This window comes from Billgrantia sulfidoxydans (assembly GCF_017868775.1).
Classification (GTDB): Bacteria; Pseudomonadota; Gammaproteobacteria; order Pseudomonadales; family Halomonadaceae; genus Halomonas; species Halomonas sulfidoxydans.
In genome coordinates this window covers 3303631-3320728 of sequence record NZ_CP053381.1, presented here as the reverse complement: position 1 = coordinate 3320728, position 17098 = coordinate 3303631, and the positions used below count along the sequence as shown (strand labels likewise).

The following is a 17098-nucleotide window of genomic DNA, read 5'->3' as shown; positions in this document are numbered from 1 at the left end:
GCTCAGGCGAGAAAGATGTCGTCGTCAAGCTGGAAGTCGTTGTACCAGATCTCCTTGGCCTCGGCGTTGCGGGCGAACAGAAAGAACTTGTCGCCGGTAGCTTCACCGACGGCGTGCACGGGGGTCTGAGGGTCGGTCATGTTCTCGTCATTGCTGCCGCTGGTCAGGATTCGCGTGCCGGAAGCGGCGGTGTCGAAGGATAGCTCGGCGACCTGTGAAACTTTGAAATGAATGTCACCATACGGGCTCACGGCGTTCTCCTGGTAGAAGACGTAGATGAAGTCGTTGTCTTCGTCATAGGCCAGGGTCGGCCGGCTGGCCTTGTGGGAGGCGGCATGCACCAGTACCGGCTCCTCCCAGGCGCCGGGCAGGCCCTTGACCAGCCAGATCGCATCCCTGTCGTCTTTCATGGTCATGACGATGGCGCTGCCGGTCCATACCGCGGCAAGGTGATCATCCAGGGCCACGCGGTCGGTGATCTGCTCGATGGTCCAGCCGTCGGCGTAGTCACTGGGCGTCGCGGAGGTTGGCTGGGAGGCGAACTTCCAGGCGTTGGCGGTGCTGTCGCCGTAGACGAGGCCGACATGGTCGATGCCGTTCAACTGGAAGGACACGAAGTCGACCTTGTTGTCGCCGTTGCTGGCCGAGACGGTGGTGGGGCCGTTATCGATATCGACCACGCTCCAGGCCGAGAGGTCGCTCGAGGTCGGGTAGGCCAGCTTCAAGCCCTGTTCGCCGCCCGCTTCGGAAGGGCCGATGATGGCCACCAGCGGGTTGCCGTTCTGGTCCATTCCCAATGCCATGTCGGGGTTGCGCTGCCATTCCACTCCCGACAGCTTGCCGCCCGAACCGGCCAGCTTGATATCCGCCGACACGACGAACGACTGGGCCTGGGCGTCATAGGCCATGGCGTAGAGGTGCGGCGTCGATTCGGTGGGTCCGAAATTGAGCACGTACAGCGTATCGGTCGCGTCATGCCAGGCGATGTCGGCTCGGCGGCCGCTGGTCATCATGGTCGGGCTCGCCACCGACCACCCGCCCATCGTGCCGGGTTCGGGCAGGGTGCCGTCGAAGCGATACACGTGCCAGCCGCTCTGCTCCGGCAACACGGCCCACCAGGTACCGGCATGAAAGAAACTCTTGTTGGCATTGGTGTGCTCGAAATTGCGTCGGTGGTCTGTGCCGAATTCGGTCGCAATGTAGGAGGTTTCCAGCGGAATGGGCGGGGGCATGCCGGATTCGACGGAGACGATGACCGTGGCTGAACCGCTCTGGAGGCTCCCGTCCGAGGCGCGGTAGGTGAAGCTATCGCTGCCGATGAAACCCTGGTTCGGCGAGTAGGTGAGGGTGCCGCTGGGGTTCAGCGTGACGCTACCGTGGGTCGGCTGGGTGAAGCTGCCGACCGTCAACGGATCCCCGTCGGGGTCGCTGTCGTTGGCCAGCACGGCGATCTCGACCGCCGCGTTCTCGCTGGTCGTGGCGTTGTCGTCATTGGCCACCGGCGGGTGGTTGTCGGGTTCGCTGCCGTCGGTGGTGTACTCGACGACCAGTCGCGGTGGCGTGCTGCCCTCCGCCGAATGGAAGTCCCAGCCGTCGGGGCCCACCGGGAGGAAGGCCCAGCCGTAGTTGGGCGTGCCGTCGGCCCAGGCCTGCAGGCTGGCGGTGACGTCGAGCCGGGTAGTGCCGACAGGTACATAGCCGGTGACCAGGTCGGCGCTGGCATGGGCCTCCACGCCGTCGGCCTGGAGGCCATCGGTGAAGGTGTTCCAGGTATCGGTATCGTTCCACGGCATCAGCATGCGGTGCAGCCGGGCGCCGTCACCCTTGCCGGTGGTGTTGAGCTCCAGGGTGGCGGAGACGATGGTGGCGCCCAGCGGGATCTGCCCGGATCCGCTGCCGAAGATCTGCTCGAAGCGCAGTAGCGTCTGTACCGCGTTGCCCTTGTCCTCGCTGTCGACGTTGAGCGTGGTCACCCCGGCCCGGCTGGTGGCCTTGGACCCCCCGTGCAGGTAGGTGTCGACGACACCGGCATAGCCGTCGAGGCCCTGCTGGAACTGCAGCGTGCCGGAAGCGGGAGGTGGTTCGGCCGGCTCGACCGTGACGGTCACGGTGGCGGGGTCGCTGGCCAGCTCGCCATCCGAGGCACGGTAGGTGAAGACGTCATCGCCGACGAAGCCCGCCGTGGGTGTATAGAGGAGGGTGCCGTCGGGATTCAGCGTGACGCTGCCGTTGGACGGCTGGGTGAAGCTGCCGACCGTCAACGGATCCCCGTTGGGGTCGCTGTCGTTGGCCAGCACGGCGATCTCGACCGCGGCATCTTCGCTGGTCGTGGCGCTGTCGTCGTAGGCCACCGGCGGGTGGTTGTCGGGTTCGCTGCCGTCGGTGGTGTACTCGACGACCAGCCGCGGCGGCGTGCTACCCTCCGCCGAGTGGAAGTCCCAGCCGTCGGGGCCCGTCGGCAGGAACGCCCAGCCGTGGTTGGGCGCGCCGTCGGCCCAGGCCTGCAGGCTGGCAGTGACATCGAGCCGGGTGGTGCCGGTGGGCACGAAGCCGGTGGTGAGGTCGGCGTTGGCATGGGCCTCGACACCGTCGGCCTGGAGACCGTCGCTGAAGCTGTTCCAGGTATCGGTGTCGTTCCACGGCACCAGCATGCGGTGCAGCCGGGCGCCGTCGCCCTTGCCGCTGGTGTTGAGCTCCAGGGTGGCGGAAACGATGGTGGCACCGAGCGGGATCTGCCCGGCGCCGCTGCCGAAGATCTGCTCGAAGCGCAGCAGCGTCTGCACCGGATTGCCCTTGTCGTCGCTGTCGACGTTGAGGAGGGTGGCGCCGGCCCGGCTGGTGGCCTTGGAGCCGCCGTGGAGATAGGTGTCGACGACCCCCGCATAGCCATCGACGCCTTGCTGGAACTGCAGCGTGGCGGACGCGGGCGGTGGTTCGTTCTCCTCGACCGTGACGCTCAGGGTGGCGGAATCGCTGGCCAGCTCGCCATCCGAGGCGCGATAGGTGAGGCTATCCTCGCCGGTGAAACCGTCATCGGGGGTGTAGGCGAGCATGTCGTCATCGGTGAGGGTGACGCTGCCGTTGGCCGGCTGGGTGAAGCTGTCGACCGTCAGCGGATCCCCGTCGGGGTCGCTGTCGTTGGCCAGCACGGCGATCTCGACCGCCTCCCCCTCCGTTGTCGTGGCGCTGTCGTCGTTGGCCACCGGCGGGCGGTTGTCGGGTTCGCTGCCGTCGGTGGTGTACTCGACGACCAGCCGTGGCGGCGTGCTGCCCTCCGCCGAGTGGAAGTCCCAGCCGTCGGGACCCGTCGACAGGAACGCCCAGCCGTGGTTGGGCGCACCGTCGGCCCAGGCCTGCAGGCTGGCGCTGACGTCGAGCCGGGTGGTGCCGGTGGGCACGAAGCCGGTGGTGAGGTCGGCGCTGGCGCGGGCCTCGACGCCGTCGGCCTGGAGCCCGTCGCTGAAGCTGTTCCAGGTATCGGTGTCGTTCCACGGTATCAGCATGCGGTGCAGTCGGGCGCCATCGCCCTTGCTGGTGGTATGAAGCTCCAGGGTGGCGGAGAGAATGGTGGCGCCCTGCGGGATCTGCCCGGCGCCGCTGCCGAAGATCTGCTCGAAGCGCAGCAGTGTCTGCACCTCGTTGCCCTTGTCGTCGCTGTCGACGTTGAGCGTGGCGGCGCCGGCCCGGCTGGTGGCCTTGGAACCGCCGTGCAGGTAGGTATCGACGGACCCGGCATAACCGTCGAGGCCCTGCTGGAACTGGACGGTGGTGGAGGCTGACTCTGCCTCCTCCACGTTGTCGAGCGTGACCAGGCCGTCCTGCTCCTGCTCTTCCGGTTGAACCGTTGAGCTCATGGCCAATCCTCCCAAGGATCACGTGGGCGTTTGTTTCTGTATGTTAAGTAGTATCGTCGATACGCCTCCACCTCAAAGACGCAACCCCGTGCACCGCAGGAATGCCATGTCGTGGTCTGACGTTTTTCGGTCTGTGCTGCGCCGTACGGACTGCAGCCAAACCTGACCCAGGTCTAGGTTTTGCCTGCATCCTCGGCCCCACCTTCGAGTATGCTGAAAATGTAACGGCCACAGCGAAGGGGCATGGGCAGATGTCGACATTGACGTTCCTGGGGGCGGTGGGGGAAGTCACCGGCTCACGTTATCTGATCGAAGTGGAGGGTGGCGATCGCACCTACCGTCTGCTTCTGGAGTGCGGACTGCACCAGGGCGGCAGGCAGGCGGACGCCGCCAACGCCGTGCCGTTCGGCGCCTTGGCGAAGCAGCTCGATGCGGTGGTGCTCTCGCACGGGCACCTGGACCATGCCGGGCTGTTGCCCAAGCTGGTGCGCGAGGGGTACGACGGCCCGATCCACTGCACCCGTGGCACGCGCGACCTGCTCGACATCATGCTCGAGGATGCCGCCTTCATCATGGCCAAGGACGTCGAATGGGAGAACAAGAGGCGCCAACGCAGCGGCAGGCCGCTGGCCGAGCCGCTCTATGCGCTGGAGGACGTGGAGCGCACGCTGGCATTGTGCAAGTCCCACGGCTACGGTCAGCCCATCGAGCTACCCGGTGGCGTGTCCCTGGTCTTTCATGATGCCGGTCATATCCTGGGCTCGGGGATCGTCGAGCTGGCCGTGCCCTCCGCCGGGCTGACGAAGCGCCTCGTCTTCTCGGGAGACCTGGGCAACCCCAGCTCGGTGCTGATGAAGGATCCCGCCAGGCTGTATGACGCCGATGTGGTCCTGATGGAGAGTACCTACGGCGACCGCGACCATCGGCCTCTCGAAGAGACGCTCGAAGAGTTCGCTCAGGTATTGGAGGAAGCCCATGCCAGCGGCGGCAACGTGCTGATTCCCGCCTTTGCCGTGGGCCGTACCCAGGAGATCCTCTATCACCTGAGCGTGCTCTACCACGAGGGGCGGCTGCGCCAGCAGATGGTGTTTCTCGACAGCCCCATGGCGATCAAGGTCACCGAGCTCTACCACCGCGCACGCAAAAGCCTGGATGCCGAGGACCTCAAGGTGCTCAATATCGCCGCCAGTGGCGATACCAGTCAGTACCTGCCGATCCTGCGCATGACCCGCACGGTGGAGGAGTCGATGGCGATCAATCGCATCCATGGCGGGGCGATCATCATCGCCGGTGCCGGCATGTGTACCGGTGGACGCATCGTTCACCATTTTCGCTACAACCTCGAAAAGGCCAACACCCGGCTCGTGATCGTCGGTTTCCAGGCCGCCGGCACCCTGGGGCGTCAACTCGTCGACGGCGCCGAACGTGTGCGTGTGCTGGGGCAGGAACTGGAGGTGAGGGCAAAGGTGCACACGATCGGCGGTTTCTCCGCCCATGCCGGACAGAGCCAGCTGATCGGCTGGGCCGGCGCCTTCCGGGAGCGCCCTCGCCTCTACCTGGTGCACGGCGAACCGCAAACCCAGCAGGCGTTGAAATCGGCTCTGGCCGAGAGCGGCATCGAAGCCTTCATTCCCGCCTACGGCGAGCGTATTGAACTCTAGCATTTACGCCTGCTGCGCTGACGCGAGGCGCCAGGCTCGGCTCGCGCCTCGCCCCGCTTGCGGTGCTATCGCCGTTGGCTTCAAGGTGGTCGCTTTATATTCAAAAATGATATATCGTTAGAACTTTAGATAAGGTATGCTGCCTCATCTGACATGCAGCGACACCCAACGGAGGTCATGGCCCATGTCCCAACCCATCGTGACCCACTTCTTCGACGAGCCCACCAACACCTTCAGCTACGTGGTCCGGGATCCCGACAGTCGAGCCTGTGCGATCCTCGATTCAGTGCTCGACTTCGACTACGCCGCAGGGCGTACCGATACGCGTTCGGCGGAGGCGATCGTCGCCTTCATCCAGCGCGAGGGGTTGAAAGTCGAGTGGATCCTCGAGACCCACGTTCACGCAGATCATCTCTCAGCTGCTCCCTATCTCCATGGGAAGCTCGGCGGCAAGACCGGTATCGGTGCCAGGATCACCGTGGTCCAGGAGGTCTTCGGCAAGGCCTTCAATGCGGGCACCGAGTTCGCCCGCGACGGCAGCCAGTTCGATCGCCTGTTCGAGGAAGGCGATACCTTCGCCATCGGTAACCTGGAAGGACGAGTGCTGCATACGCCGGGGCATACACCGGCCTGCCTGACCTATGTGATCGGTGATGCGGCCTTCGTAGGCGACACCCTGTTCATGCCCGACTACGGTACGGCGCGCTGCGACTTCCCTGGTGGCGATGCCCGCACCCTTTATCAATCCATCCAGAAGGTGCTGGCGCTGCCGGGCGAAACCCGGCTCTTCCTGTGTCACGACTACAGGGCACCGGAGCGCGAGGCGTACCAGCACGAGACCACCGTCGCCGAGCAGCGTGCCCACAACGTGCACGTTCATGAGGGCATCAGCGAGGAGGAGTTCGTCAGGATGCGCACCGAGCGCGACGCCACCCTCGACATGCCGCGGCTGATCCTGCCGTCGGTGCAGGTCAACATGCGCGCCGGCCATATGCCGCCGCCCGAGGACAACGGCCAAGTCTACCTCAAGGTGCCGATCAACAAGTTCTGAGAGCCATCGCGATGAGTCCCAAGCGCTATCTGCCGATACTGCAGTGGCTGCCAGGCTACGGGCGTGCAACCCTGGCAAGCGACCTGCTGGCAGCAGTCATCGTGACCATCATGCTGATTCCTCAGTCGCTGGCCTATGCCATGCTGGCCGGCCTGCCACCCGAAGTGGGGCTCTACGCCAGCATCGCACCATTGGCGGTCTATGCCGTGTTCGGCACCAGTCGGACCCTGGCGGTGGGACCAGTGGCGGTGGTCTCGCTGATGACAGCGGCAGCAGTGGGACAGATCGCCCCCCAGGGCTCACCGGAATACCTCGGGGCGGCGCTGGTGCTGGCGCTGATGTCGGGGCTGATTCTAACCCTGATGGGAATTGCCCGGTTGGGCTTCCTGGCCAACTTTCTCAGTCATCCGGTCATCTCGGGGTTCATTACCGCCTCGGGGCTGATCATTGCCGCTAGCCAGTTAAAGCATGTGCTGGGTGTGGAGGCCAGCGGTCATAACCTGCTGGAGCTATTGGTCAGCCTGGGTGGCAGTCTGGAGGGGGTAAACGGGCCTACCCTTGTCATCGGCTTCGCCGTTTTGGCGTTCCTCCATGTTGCCCGCCGTTGGCTCAAGCACGGCCTTGGGAAGCTGGGCATACCCGCACGTCCCGCGGACATGCTGACCAAGGCGGCGCCGATACTGGCCGTCGCCGTCACCGCCCTGGCGACTTGGTCGCTGGGTCTGGATGCGCAGGGCGTGGCCGTGGTAGGTACGGTGCCGGCAGGCCTGCCGCCACTGACCCTTCCCGGATTCGATGGGGAGCTGTGGGGCCAGCTGTTCGTGTCAGCATTGCTGATCAGTGTGATCGGCTTCGTGGAGTCGGTCTCGGTGGGGCAGACCCTCGCCGCGAAGCGGCGCCAGCGCATCGACCCGGACCAGGAGCTGGTGGGCCTGGGCACCTCGAACATTGCCGCGTCGCTGACCGGCGGCATGCCGGTGACCGGTGGCTTCGCCCGCTCGGTGGTCAATTTCGACGCGGGCGCCGAGACGCCAGCCGCCGGTGCATTCACCGCCGTAGGCATCGCCGTCGCCGCGCTGCTGTTGACCCCGCTGATTGCCTACCTGCCGATCGCCACGCTGGCGGCGACCATTATCGTGGCCGTGCTCTCCCTAGTGGACATCAAGGCCATGCGGCACACCTGGAACTACTCACGCTCCGATGCCCTGGCCATGTTCGCCACCGTTGGTGTGACGCTCGGTCATGGGGTGGAGAGCGGCATCCTCGCGGGGGTGGGGCTGTCACTGGCGCTGCATCTCTACAACACCAGCCGTCCCCATAGCGCGGTGGTGGGCCGGGTGCCGGGTACCGAACACTTTCGCAACGTCAAGCGACATCGAGTCGAGACAGATCCGCGCCTGGCCATATTGCGAGTCGACGAGAGCCTCTACTTCGCCAACTCACGCTACCTGGAGGACTTAGTGATGTCGTTGGCGGCGCGTGAGCCTGGGCTGGAACACATCGTGCTGGCTTGTCAGGCAGTCAACCGGATCGATGCCTCGGCATTGGAGAGTCTGGAGGCGATCAATACCCGCTTGCGGGATGCTGGGGTCAAGCTGCACCTGGCGGAGGTCAAGGGGCCGGTGATGGATCGGCTCAAGCACACTGACTTCTGCCATGACATGACGGGCCTGGTGTTTCTCAGCACCTTCGATGCCTGGCGTTACCTACGCGGCGAAACACAATCCCCTGGAACGTCATGCGGTGGAGTGGAGTCCGCACCGCTGACAATGGGGACGGAATGAATCTGAAAGAAACGGGAGGAGTGACGTGGATTGGAGCGCAAGTTTGCAAGGACTGGTCGGTGGCGTACTCATTGGGCTGTCAGCTGTCTGGTTGATGGCCACGTTGGGACGCATTGCCGGTATCAGCGGCATCGTCGGTAGCCTGGTGACCACCTTGCCCAAGGGAGACAGCGCCTGGCGAGTGGCCTTCGTGCTGGGCCTGATCAGCGGTCCTTTATTGCTCATGCTGACAGGAGGGGGGCTGGGTAACGTGGCCGGAGAACCCGGTGAGGTAGTTGGACAGCCGGCTGGTGGCGTGGGGCTCATGCTCGTGGCCGGCCTTCTGGTTGGAGTCGGCACCGGCCTGGGTAGCGGCTGCACTAGCGGCCACGGTGTCTGTGGCTTGGCGCGGCTGTCGCCCCGCTCGATGGTGGCCACTGCGACCTTCCTGGCATGCGCCATCGTGACTGTCTATGTGGTGCGGCACGTCATTGGAGGTGGGGCATGAAGACGGTCATGGGTTACATCGCTGGGCTGCTGTTCGGCCTAGGTCTGGCACTTGCCGGCATGACCGACCCCGCGCGCGTGCTGGGCTTTCTCGACCTTTTCGGCGCCTGGGACCCGACCTTGATGTTCGTCCTCGGCGGCGCCGTGGTGACGACCTTCATTGGCTACCGTGTCGTATTCCGTCGTGAGCGGCCAATGCTGGGCGAGACCTTCCAACTGCCGACCCGTCAGGATCTGGATGGCCGGCTGATCGGCGGTGCCGCCCTGTTTGGCATCGGTTGGGGGCTCTCCGGCTACTGCCCCGGGCCGGCCATTGCTTCCATCGCCGGGCTTACCGCCCCGCTGTTCGCCATGCTGGTGGCGATGGTGGCGGGCTGGTTCCTGGCACGCGCGTTTCCCGCTCGTGGCTGAGGACTGGTTGATGCTGCCCTTTTTGCCTGAGTGAGGACGCTCACCCTTGGCCAAGCGTTCCCGTCGCTTAACGCAGCGTTAATTCTTGCGCGGCGGGATTTCGCACAACGCTTGGGTTTCATTATGCATGTGTTGCTCGTCGAGAATGACGACCTGTTGTTCCGAGTAAGTAATCAGGTGTCAGACGTCGATTCCGGGTTACTGACGCAGGTCACGCATCGCTTCTGGCGAAACGGTATGCAACAGGGCAGTGGCCTTGGCTTGTCTATCGTGGCGGCCGTCGCAGCGCGCTTTGGTGGCAGCGTGAGCTTCCGTTGCCTCACTGAGGGTAGTTTCGAAGCTCGATTGACGCCGCCATTCGTGCGGCACCAGGGGGGTTCGGTAACCCCGGACCAATGACCCACAAGGGATCCATAACAACGACGAGAGTAATGCGAGATGACGATCGTGAATAGCGTAGTCAGCCTCGGCCTGATGCTTGGCCTGATGGCCGGGCCGGCCCTGGCCCAAGAGGGAAATCCGCAACGCGGTGAAACTGCCGCCGCCGCTTGCGTGGCCTGCCATCAGGCGGATGGCAGCGGAAAGCATATGGACGGGGGAGAGTCCTGGCCGCGCCTGGCGGGGCTAGATGCCGCTTACATCGCCAAACAGCTGCAGGATTTCAAGGCGGGCCGACGGCAGAATGCCACCATGCAACCCTTCGCCAACATGCTCGACGACCAGCAGGTCGCTGATGTGGCTGCCTATTACAGCCAATTGCCCGTCACCGAGGCAGGGGGAGGTGGAGACGCCGACGAGGCGCTGCTCGCGCGAGGTGAGCAACTGGCGCAGCGGGGCGATTGGAATGCTTATATCGTGTCGTGCAAGAGCTGCCACGGTCCTGGTAATCAGGGGGCAGGAAGCACGTTTCCTGGAATTGCCAGCCAGCACGCCGGCTACATCGAGACTCAGCTACGCACCTGGCAAACCGGTGAACGTGACAACGATCCGCAGAACCTGATGGGCTCCATCGCCAAGCGAATGAGCGATGCAGATATCCGAGCCGTGGCGGCATGGCTCTCGCGTCAGCACTTGGCAACAAAATGAGGGGGCAGAGCATGAACAGAAGATCGATTGGCCTGGCTCTGACCGGCGTGGTTCTGGCGGGGGGCGTGAACGCCGGTGTCTGGGCGGAATACGAAACCCTCGTTGAAATGGGTTATCCCGCTCCCAAGGAGGGCGAGCTGGTGCACGTACCACCGACCATGGAGGACCTCGAGGAGGCAGACCTGCATCCCGAGCTGAAGAAAGTGATTCGGCGCGGGCATGACCTGTTCACCAATACCCAGCAATTGCGCGGCGTGAACGTTTTCAATGACATGAACTGCTCGAGCTGCCACTTGGGCGAGGGGCGCCAGCCATTTAGCGGGCCGGTATGGCCGGCTGCCGTCACGCTGCCCGATTTCCGCGGCAAGAACCAGCACGTCAACAACCTGGAGGAGCGCATCGCCGGCTGCTTCGCCTATTCAATGAACGGTTCTCCACCCATTTATGGCAGCGATGACATGGTGGCGCTTTCAGCCTACCACCAGTGGCTGGCTACTGGCGTGCCCATGTATCCGCAGCAGCCGATATATGGGAGGGGTTTCCCGCGTCTCGACGAGCCTGAACAGGCCCCTGACTATGCGCGCGGCGAGCAGATTTACCAGGAGCAGTGTGCGATCTGCCACAGCGAGGACGGCTCCGGTCTCTACGAGAATGGCGAGTATGTCTTTCCGGCTCCGTGGGGTGACGGCTCCAATAATTGGGGGGCGGGCATTGCGCGGACCTTCACCATGGCCGGATTCGTCAAGCACAACATGCCGCTCGGCCAGCCTATGAGCCTGACCGATCAAGAAGCCTGGGATGTCGCCCTTTACCTCACCAGCCAGGAGCGGCCACAGGACCCACGCTATACCGGCGACGTCCGGGAAACTCGTGAGCGCTTCGAAGCCACATTCCACAAGAACACGCTTTATGGAACCGAGCGTGAACACGACGGGGTGTTGCTGGGAGATCACTCCAACACGGGAGAGAAAGGAGAGGTTAGACCCTGGAATGTCGGGATGCCGCGCTTCGAGAACCTCAAGGATTGATGACGGCAAGAGGATTGCCCCGCCCGGCTCTAGCCGGCGGGCAATCCCCTAAGGGACGATTCAAGGTGCTTCGCCGCCCATCATCTCCACCAGGCGCGCCTCGTCGGGCATGCCATCCACCCGCTCCAGACGTCCATCGAGCAGGAAAAGAGTGCTCGGCGTAGCGTAGAAACCTAGTTCCTCGAACAGCTGATTGTTGCGGTAGACCTGGTCCTCGATGTTTCGGGGCTGGGCCGACGGCGCCACGTCGTTTCCGCTGCTGTGGCGGTGCAGCGCCGCTGACGGCTCGTCGGCACCCAGCAGGGCAGCCGCTTTCGCCGGGCTGTCGGGTTCCAATATGCCCACCATGATATGGCGCAGCTGCACCTCGCCGGCCTCCACCCAGGGCCGCGCAGCTTCCCAGAAACGATGACAGTAAGGGCAGTTCGGGTCGGTAAAGGTATAGAGGGTGCGTGGGGCGTCTACGCTGCCGTCGGCGATCCAGTGGCTCTCTTCGAGCCGGCGCCAGAGTTCGTTCTCCTGGGGAGCGCGCACCAGTTCGTCCAGCGGCGCCTCGGAGAGGTCGTTGCCTTCGGCATCGACCAGGGTTCCGACGATGGCGTGTTCGCCATCGGCGGTCACGAACACGGTCATCTCGCGGCCTTGGTGGCTGGCGGCATAGCCCGTCAGGCCACCGGGAGCGGGGAAATCGCCATGGATCTCGAGGCCCTCGGCAATCAGCGCGCGAACGGGAGGCGGCCAGTCGTCGGCCCTGCTATCGGGGGCGGCGGCAAGGGTGGCGAGGGCCGTCGTAAGCAGTGTGAAGCGAAACACCATGTCGATTTCCTTGAAAGAAGCTCCTGTCGGCGGAGCAGGGACCGTTCACCGCGCAGCGAGACCGCCTGGCGTGTCGGGTTGACGCATCCGGGCACTGACCGTGGGCGTCATAGTATGCTGTGCGCTGCATTTTCCTGGCGCATGCCAACGATACAACAAAGGAGTCCCGTTATGATGCTGCCTCGTGCTCTGCTGGTCGCCGCCGGTCTGTCGCTGGTATCGCTGACGGCGCTGGCCGACCCGCTGGTGGTGGAGGATGCGCAGGTACGCGCCGTGCCGCCCGGCTCGCAGACCTCCGCCGCCTTCATGACGCTGCGCAACCCGGGGCAGCATGACGTGGTGCTGGTAGCCGCGGAAACGCCGGTGGCGGAGGCGGCGGAGCTGCACGACCATCGGGACGTGGACGGGGTGATGCAGATGCGTCGGGTGCCGCAGATCGTGGTGCCGGCCGGTGGCAGTACGGAGCTGGCGCCTGGCGGGCTGCACATGATGTTGATCGGACTGGTCGCGCCGCTGGCGGAGGGCGAGCCCGTCGAGATCGAGCTCCGCTTCGAGACGGGCGAAACCCAGCGGATCGAGGCCCCGGTCCGACGTATCGTCGCGGACGCCGCGCAGGCCGGCCACACGCAGGGGCATGCGCACTGAGGCTGCCCCGTCGAGGTCCGGGGCCGGCGATGCTGGGCGGCCAGCGGGTGAACGGGTACACTATCGCCCAACGAGTTCACCCTTGTGACCCTGCGCGGCCTCGCGGTCGCCCCGCTCCACGTTCGGACCGATACCATGCATTGCCCCTTCTGTGGCGCCCATGACACCCGTGTGACCGACTCCCGCCTGGTGGCCGAGGGCGATCAGGTGCGCCGTCGTCGCCAATGCACCGATTGCGGCGAGCGTTTCACCACCTACGAGACCGCCGAGCTGGTGATGCCCAGGGTAGTGAAATCCGACGGTTCCCGGGAAACCTTCGACGAACACAAGCTGCGCGCCGGCATGCTGCGTGCGCTGGAGAAGCGTCCGGTCAGCGCCGAGGCCATCGAGGCCGCCGTCGAGCAGATTCGCCACCGCCTGCGGGCCAGCGGCGAGCGCGAGATCCAGGCGCGCGACATCGGCGATGTCGTCATGCAGGCTCTCAAGCGCCTGGACCAGGTGGCCTACATTCGCTTCGCCTCGGTCTACCGGCGTTTTCAGGACATCGATGAATTCCGCGCCGAGATCGACCGTCTCGCCCAGGAACCCGGCTTTCCGCCCGGCACCGCCGACGACTAACGCCGAGGAGAGAGATGGCCAAGCCGACCGATGCCGCCTGGATGGCACGTGCGCTTCAGCTCGCCCGCCGCGGCCTCTATACCACGCACCCCAACCCGCGCGTCGGCTGCGTGCTGGTCAGTCACCGGCGCCTGGTCGGCGAGGGCTGGCACCTGCGCGCCGGCGAGCCACATGCCGAAGTCCATGCGCTGCGCATGGCCGGTGAGGCGGCCCACCGTGCCACCGCCTACGTCACGCTGGAACCCTGTTCGCACCATGGGCGTACCGGACCCTGCGCGGTGGCGCTGATCGAGGCCGGCGTCGAACGGGTCGTCGTCGCCATGCAGGACCCCAACCCCGAAGTGGCCGGGCGCGGTATCGCCATGCTGCGTGAGGCAGGGATCGAAGTCGAGGTGGGGCTCCTCGAGGAGGAGGCGCGCAAGCTGAACGTCGGCTTCGTCTCGCGCATGACTCGCCGGCGACCGTTCGTGCGCTTGAAGATGGCCATGAGCCTGGACGGCCGCACCGCCATGCAGTCGGGTGAATCGCAGTGGATCACCGGCCCCCAGGCACGGGGCGAGGTACAGCGGTTGAGAGTCGCCGCCAGTGCGATCATGACCGGCGTCGATTCGATCATCTTCGACAACTCTCGCCTGACGGTACGGGCTTCGCAGCTGGGCCTCGACGACGCCGATGCCATCGCCGCACGCCAGCCGCTGCGGGTGGTGGTCGATACGCAACTGCGCCTGCCGCAGGCGGCGGCCTGCCTGCGCGAGCCGGGGCGCACGCTGGTGGCGACCGTGCCCGGGCACGAGCCGCAGCGCCGCGCCCGTCTGGAGGCGGCCGGCGCTGAGGTGGTGGTGTTGCGCGCCGGCAAGGATGGCCGCGTCGACCTCGCCGTGCTGATGCACTACCTGGCCGAACAGGAGCTGGTCAATGAGCTGCTGCTGGAGACCGGCGCCACGCTGGCCGGGGCGATGCTCGATGCCGGCCTGGTCGACGAGATGCAGCTGTTCGTGGCACCGACGCTGCTCGGCGGCGAGGCGCGGCCGCTGTTCGCCCTGCCGGGCCTGACACGCATGGCCCAGCAGCGGCCGCTGGAGATCCTCGACATCCGCGCCGTGGGACGCGACTGGCGGATCACGGCGCGACCGGAGCACCGGCAGGACTGAGGGGAGGGTACTCGCTACTGGCGCCCGAAGCCGCGCCAATGTACTCGCTACTGGCGCCCGAAGCCGCGCCAATGTACTCGCTACTGGCGCCCGAAGCCGCGCCAATGTACTCGCTACTGGCGCCCGAAGCCGCGCCAATGTACTCTGACGCCCATTCAAGTGGTGCGATATGGTCGGCAACGTGCTGTTGCGCTGCCCTATCGCCCAGGAAGTCGATCGACATTCGGAGATTCCAGCGTGCAATCTTCCCCCGGGGGCCTGGCTCCCATCGAAGACCTGATCGAGGACATTCGGCAGGGCAAGATGGTGATCCTCATGGATGATGAGGATCGCGAGAACGAAGGCGATATCATCATGGCCGCGGAGAAGGTCGAGGCCGAGCATATCAACTTCATGGCGCGCCATGCGCGCGGCCTGATCTGCATGCCGATGACCCGCGAGCGCTGCGAGCGCCTCAAGCTGCCGCTGATGGTCAGCGACAACGGTTCCGGCTTCGGCACCAAGTTCACCCTCTCCATCGAGGCCGCCGAAGGCGTGACCACCGGGATCTCGGCCGCCGACCGCGCACGTACGGTGCAGGTGGCCGCGGCGCGCAATGCCCGTGCCGAGGACATCGTTCAGCCCGGCCACATCTTCCCGCTGATGGCGGAGCCGGGCGGCGTGCTGCGCCGTGCCGGGCATACCGAGGCGGCCTGTGACCTGGCCGCCCTGGCCGGCTTCGATCCCAGCGGCGTGATCTGCGAGATCATGAACGACGACGGCAGCATGGCGCGGCGCCCGGAGCTCGAGCGCTTCGCCGCCGAGCACGGCATCAAGATGGGCACCATCGCCGACCTGATCCACTACCGCATCCACAACGAGCAGACGGTCGAGCCGGTGGAGTCCACGCTGGTCGATACGGCCGTCGGCAAGCTGACCCTGCACATCTTCCACGATCGGATCCAGAATGCCCACCATGTGGCGCTGGTGAAGGGGGAGCCGAGCCCCGATGTTCTGACCACGGTACGGGTGCATCTGGCCGACACCATGCGCGACCTGCTGGGGCTGCAGAAGAGCGAGAGCCGCAACTGGACGACCCACAGCGCGCTGGAAGAGATCGCCCGGGTCGAGCACGGCGTGTTCGTGCTGCTCGACGATGGCCGCCCGCACCAGGACTTTCGCGATCAGTTGGAGGTATTCCTGGAGCGCCGCCGCCTGCCTCGCACCAGCGACTCCGACGGTGCCGGCAACTACCTGACCATCGGCACCGGTTCGCAGATACTGCGACACCTCGGCGTGGGGCGCATGCGACTGCTCAGCTCGCCATGGAAGTTCTCGGCGCTGTCCGGTTTCGACCTCGAGGTGGTCGAGCTGATCGCACCGGGGGATGAGGGGGCGGTCGCCGAAGGCTGAGCCGACGCTCTTTCCATGTACAAGGGGGGGCCGGCACCAGTTGCCGGCCCGCGCGACTTCAGCCGGAACCTATCGTTTTTCAGCAGGATCATTTTCAGGAATCAGCGATGCATACCCTGTCTCAACTGGAAGGCAACTTCGTCGACGTCGACGGTCGTTACGTGATCGTGGTGGGGCGTTTCAACCATCACGTGGTCGATAGCCTGGTCGAAGGCGCCGTGGATAGCCTGGTGCGCCACGGCGTGGAGGCCGAGAACATCGATATCGTTCACGTGCCGGGGGCCTGGGAGCTGCCGTTGGCAGTGAAGCGCGCCCTGCAGGTGGCGCGTCCCGACGCGGTGATCGCCCTCGGCGCGGTGATCCGTGGCGGCACGCCGCACTTCGAGTACGTGGCCGGTGGCTGCAACGCGGCGCTGGGCAACCTCCAGCTCGAGTTCGAGACGCCCATCGCCAACGGCGTGCTGACGGTCAACTCGATCGAGCAGGCCATCGAGCGCTCCGGCACCAAGGCCGGCAACAAGGGCGCCGAGGCCGCCATGGCCGCCATGGAGATGGTGTCGTTGCTGCGTGGTTTCGGTGACAACCAGAGCGGAGAAGCTTCATGAGTGAATCGCGTCCGCAGCGCACCCCGTCGGCAGGCCAGCAGGCACGGCGCGCGGCCCGCGAACTGGCGGTACAAGGCCTCTACCAGTGGCACATGACCGGCAAGTCGGCGACCGCCGTGGAGGCCGAGTTCCGCAGCCAGCTGCCCGATGACGACCTGGAGGATCACGAGAACTGGGCCAAGGTGATGCAGATCGCCGACCTGGCCCTGTTCCACGAGCTGCTGCACAACGTGGTACGTTTCCGTGACGACCTGGATGCCGCCATCGCGCCTCTGCTCGACCGCCGCCTGGAAGACCTCGACCCCATCGAACTGGCCATCCTGCGCCTGGGCGCCTACGAGCTCAGCCGCCGGCTGGACGTCCCCTACCGGGTCGTGATCAACGAAGGCGTCGAGCTCGCCAAGTCCTTCGGCGCCACCGACGGGCACAAGTACGTCAACGGCATTCTCGACAAGCTGGCCGCCCGGTTGCGTAGCGCCGAGGTCAGGGCGCGTCGCGGCTGAAGGTGCC

General features: G+C 65.4%; 16 protein-coding genes. 14 read left to right on the top strand and 2 right to left on the bottom strand.

Annotated elements, in window-relative coordinates:
• Window positions 1-2: 2 nt before the first annotated feature.
• Complete coding sequence (locus HNO51_RS15360) at window positions 3-3854, bottom strand: Ig-like domain-containing protein (protein ID WP_209537795.1); 3852 nt, start codon at window positions 3852-3854, stop codon at window positions 3-5.
• A 251-nt stretch (window positions 3855-4105) separates the two neighbouring features.
• Between HNO51_RS15360 and HNO51_RS15355 the strand changes: the two genes are divergently transcribed.
• The 8 genes from HNO51_RS15355 (at window position 4106) to HNO51_RS15325 (ending at window position 11361) form a co-directional block, all read left to right on the top strand.
• Window positions 4106-5515 carry an MBL fold metallo-hydrolase RNA specificity domain-containing protein gene (locus HNO51_RS15355; RefSeq protein WP_197448120.1) on the top strand — a complete coding sequence of 470 codons (1410 nt, stop codon included), beginning with the start codon at window positions 4106-4108 and terminating at the stop codon, window positions 5513-5515.
• A gap of 184 nt (window positions 5516-5699) precedes the next feature.
• Window positions 5700-6566, top strand: coding sequence for an MBL fold metallo-hydrolase (locus tag HNO51_RS15350; protein WP_197448119.1), 867 nt, complete (start codon window positions 5700-5702; stop codon window positions 6564-6566).
• Between the two features lie 11 nt (window positions 6567-6577).
• Window positions 6578-8350, top strand: coding sequence for a SulP family inorganic anion transporter (locus HNO51_RS15345; RefSeq protein ID WP_197448118.1), 1773 nt, complete (start codon window positions 6578-6580; stop codon window positions 8348-8350).
• 25 nt (window positions 8351-8375) lie between these two features.
• A complete protein-coding gene (locus HNO51_RS15340) occupies window positions 8376-8837 on the top strand; it encodes a YeeE/YedE family protein (protein WP_197448117.1) in 462 nt (153 codons plus the stop codon).
• Entirely contained in the window at window positions 8834-9247 is a 414-nt protein-coding gene (locus HNO51_RS15335; protein WP_197448116.1) for a DUF6691 family protein, read from the top strand. Before HNO51_RS15340 ends, HNO51_RS15335 begins: the two co-directional genes overlap by 4 nt.
• A gap of 123 nt (window positions 9248-9370) precedes the next feature.
• Complete coding sequence (locus HNO51_RS21225; protein ID WP_338035270.1) at window positions 9371-9646, top strand: ATP-binding protein; 276 nt, start codon at window positions 9371-9373, stop codon at window positions 9644-9646.
• A gap of 39 nt (window positions 9647-9685) precedes the next feature.
• Window positions 9686-10333: a c-type cytochrome gene (locus tag HNO51_RS15330; RefSeq protein ID WP_209537794.1), complete on the top strand. Its 648-nt coding sequence runs from the start codon at window positions 9686-9688 to the stop codon at window positions 10331-10333.
• Window positions 10334-10344: 11 nt separating this feature from the next.
• Window positions 10345-11361, top strand: a complete 1017-nt coding sequence (locus tag HNO51_RS15325; protein WP_209537793.1) for a c-type cytochrome — start codon at window positions 10345-10347, stop codon at window positions 11359-11361.
• Between the two features lie 60 nt (window positions 11362-11421).
• Here the strand turns inward: HNO51_RS15325 and dsbG are convergent, their stop codons facing one another.
• Complete coding sequence (gene dsbG, locus HNO51_RS15320; RefSeq protein WP_197448113.1) at window positions 11422-12177, bottom strand: thiol:disulfide interchange protein DsbG; 756 nt, start codon at window positions 12175-12177, stop codon at window positions 11422-11424.
• Window positions 12178-12348: 171 nt separating this feature from the next.
• Between dsbG and HNO51_RS15315 the strand changes: the two genes are divergently transcribed.
• From HNO51_RS15315 to nusB, 6 genes are all read left to right on the top strand, one after another.
• Entirely contained in the window at window positions 12349-12822 is a 474-nt protein-coding gene (locus HNO51_RS15315; RefSeq protein ID WP_197448112.1) for a copper chaperone PCu(A)C, read from the top strand.
• A 135-nt stretch (window positions 12823-12957) separates the two neighbouring features.
• Window positions 12958-13440 (top strand): transcriptional regulator NrdR, encoded by a 483-nt coding sequence (gene nrdR, locus HNO51_RS15310; RefSeq protein ID WP_197448111.1) that lies wholly within the window; start codon window positions 12958-12960, stop codon window positions 13438-13440.
• 14 nt (window positions 13441-13454) lie between these two features.
• Window positions 13455-14591 (top strand): bifunctional diaminohydroxyphosphoribosylaminopyrimidine deaminase/5-amino-6-(5-phosphoribosylamino)uracil reductase RibD, encoded by a 1137-nt coding sequence (gene ribD, locus HNO51_RS15305; protein ID WP_209537792.1) that lies wholly within the window; start codon window positions 13455-13457, stop codon window positions 14589-14591.
• A 237-nt stretch (window positions 14592-14828) separates the two neighbouring features.
• The gene (gene ribBA / locus HNO51_RS15300; RefSeq protein WP_197448109.1) at window positions 14829-15983 is read left to right on the top strand and encodes a bifunctional 3,4-dihydroxy-2-butanone-4-phosphate synthase/GTP cyclohydrolase II; all 1155 of its coding nucleotides are present in this window, start codon (window positions 14829-14831) and stop codon (window positions 15981-15983) included.
• A gap of 107 nt (window positions 15984-16090) precedes the next feature.
• The gene (gene ribH / locus HNO51_RS15295; protein ID WP_197448108.1) at window positions 16091-16588 is read left to right on the top strand and encodes a 6,7-dimethyl-8-ribityllumazine synthase; all 498 of its coding nucleotides are present in this window, start codon (window positions 16091-16093) and stop codon (window positions 16586-16588) included.
• Window positions 16585-17091: a transcription antitermination factor NusB gene (nusB, locus tag HNO51_RS15290; RefSeq protein ID WP_197448107.1), complete on the top strand. Its 507-nt coding sequence runs from the start codon at window positions 16585-16587 to the stop codon at window positions 17089-17091. The genes ribH and nusB overlap by 4 nt, the downstream gene beginning before the upstream one ends.
• Window positions 17092-17098: the final 7 nt, after the last annotated feature.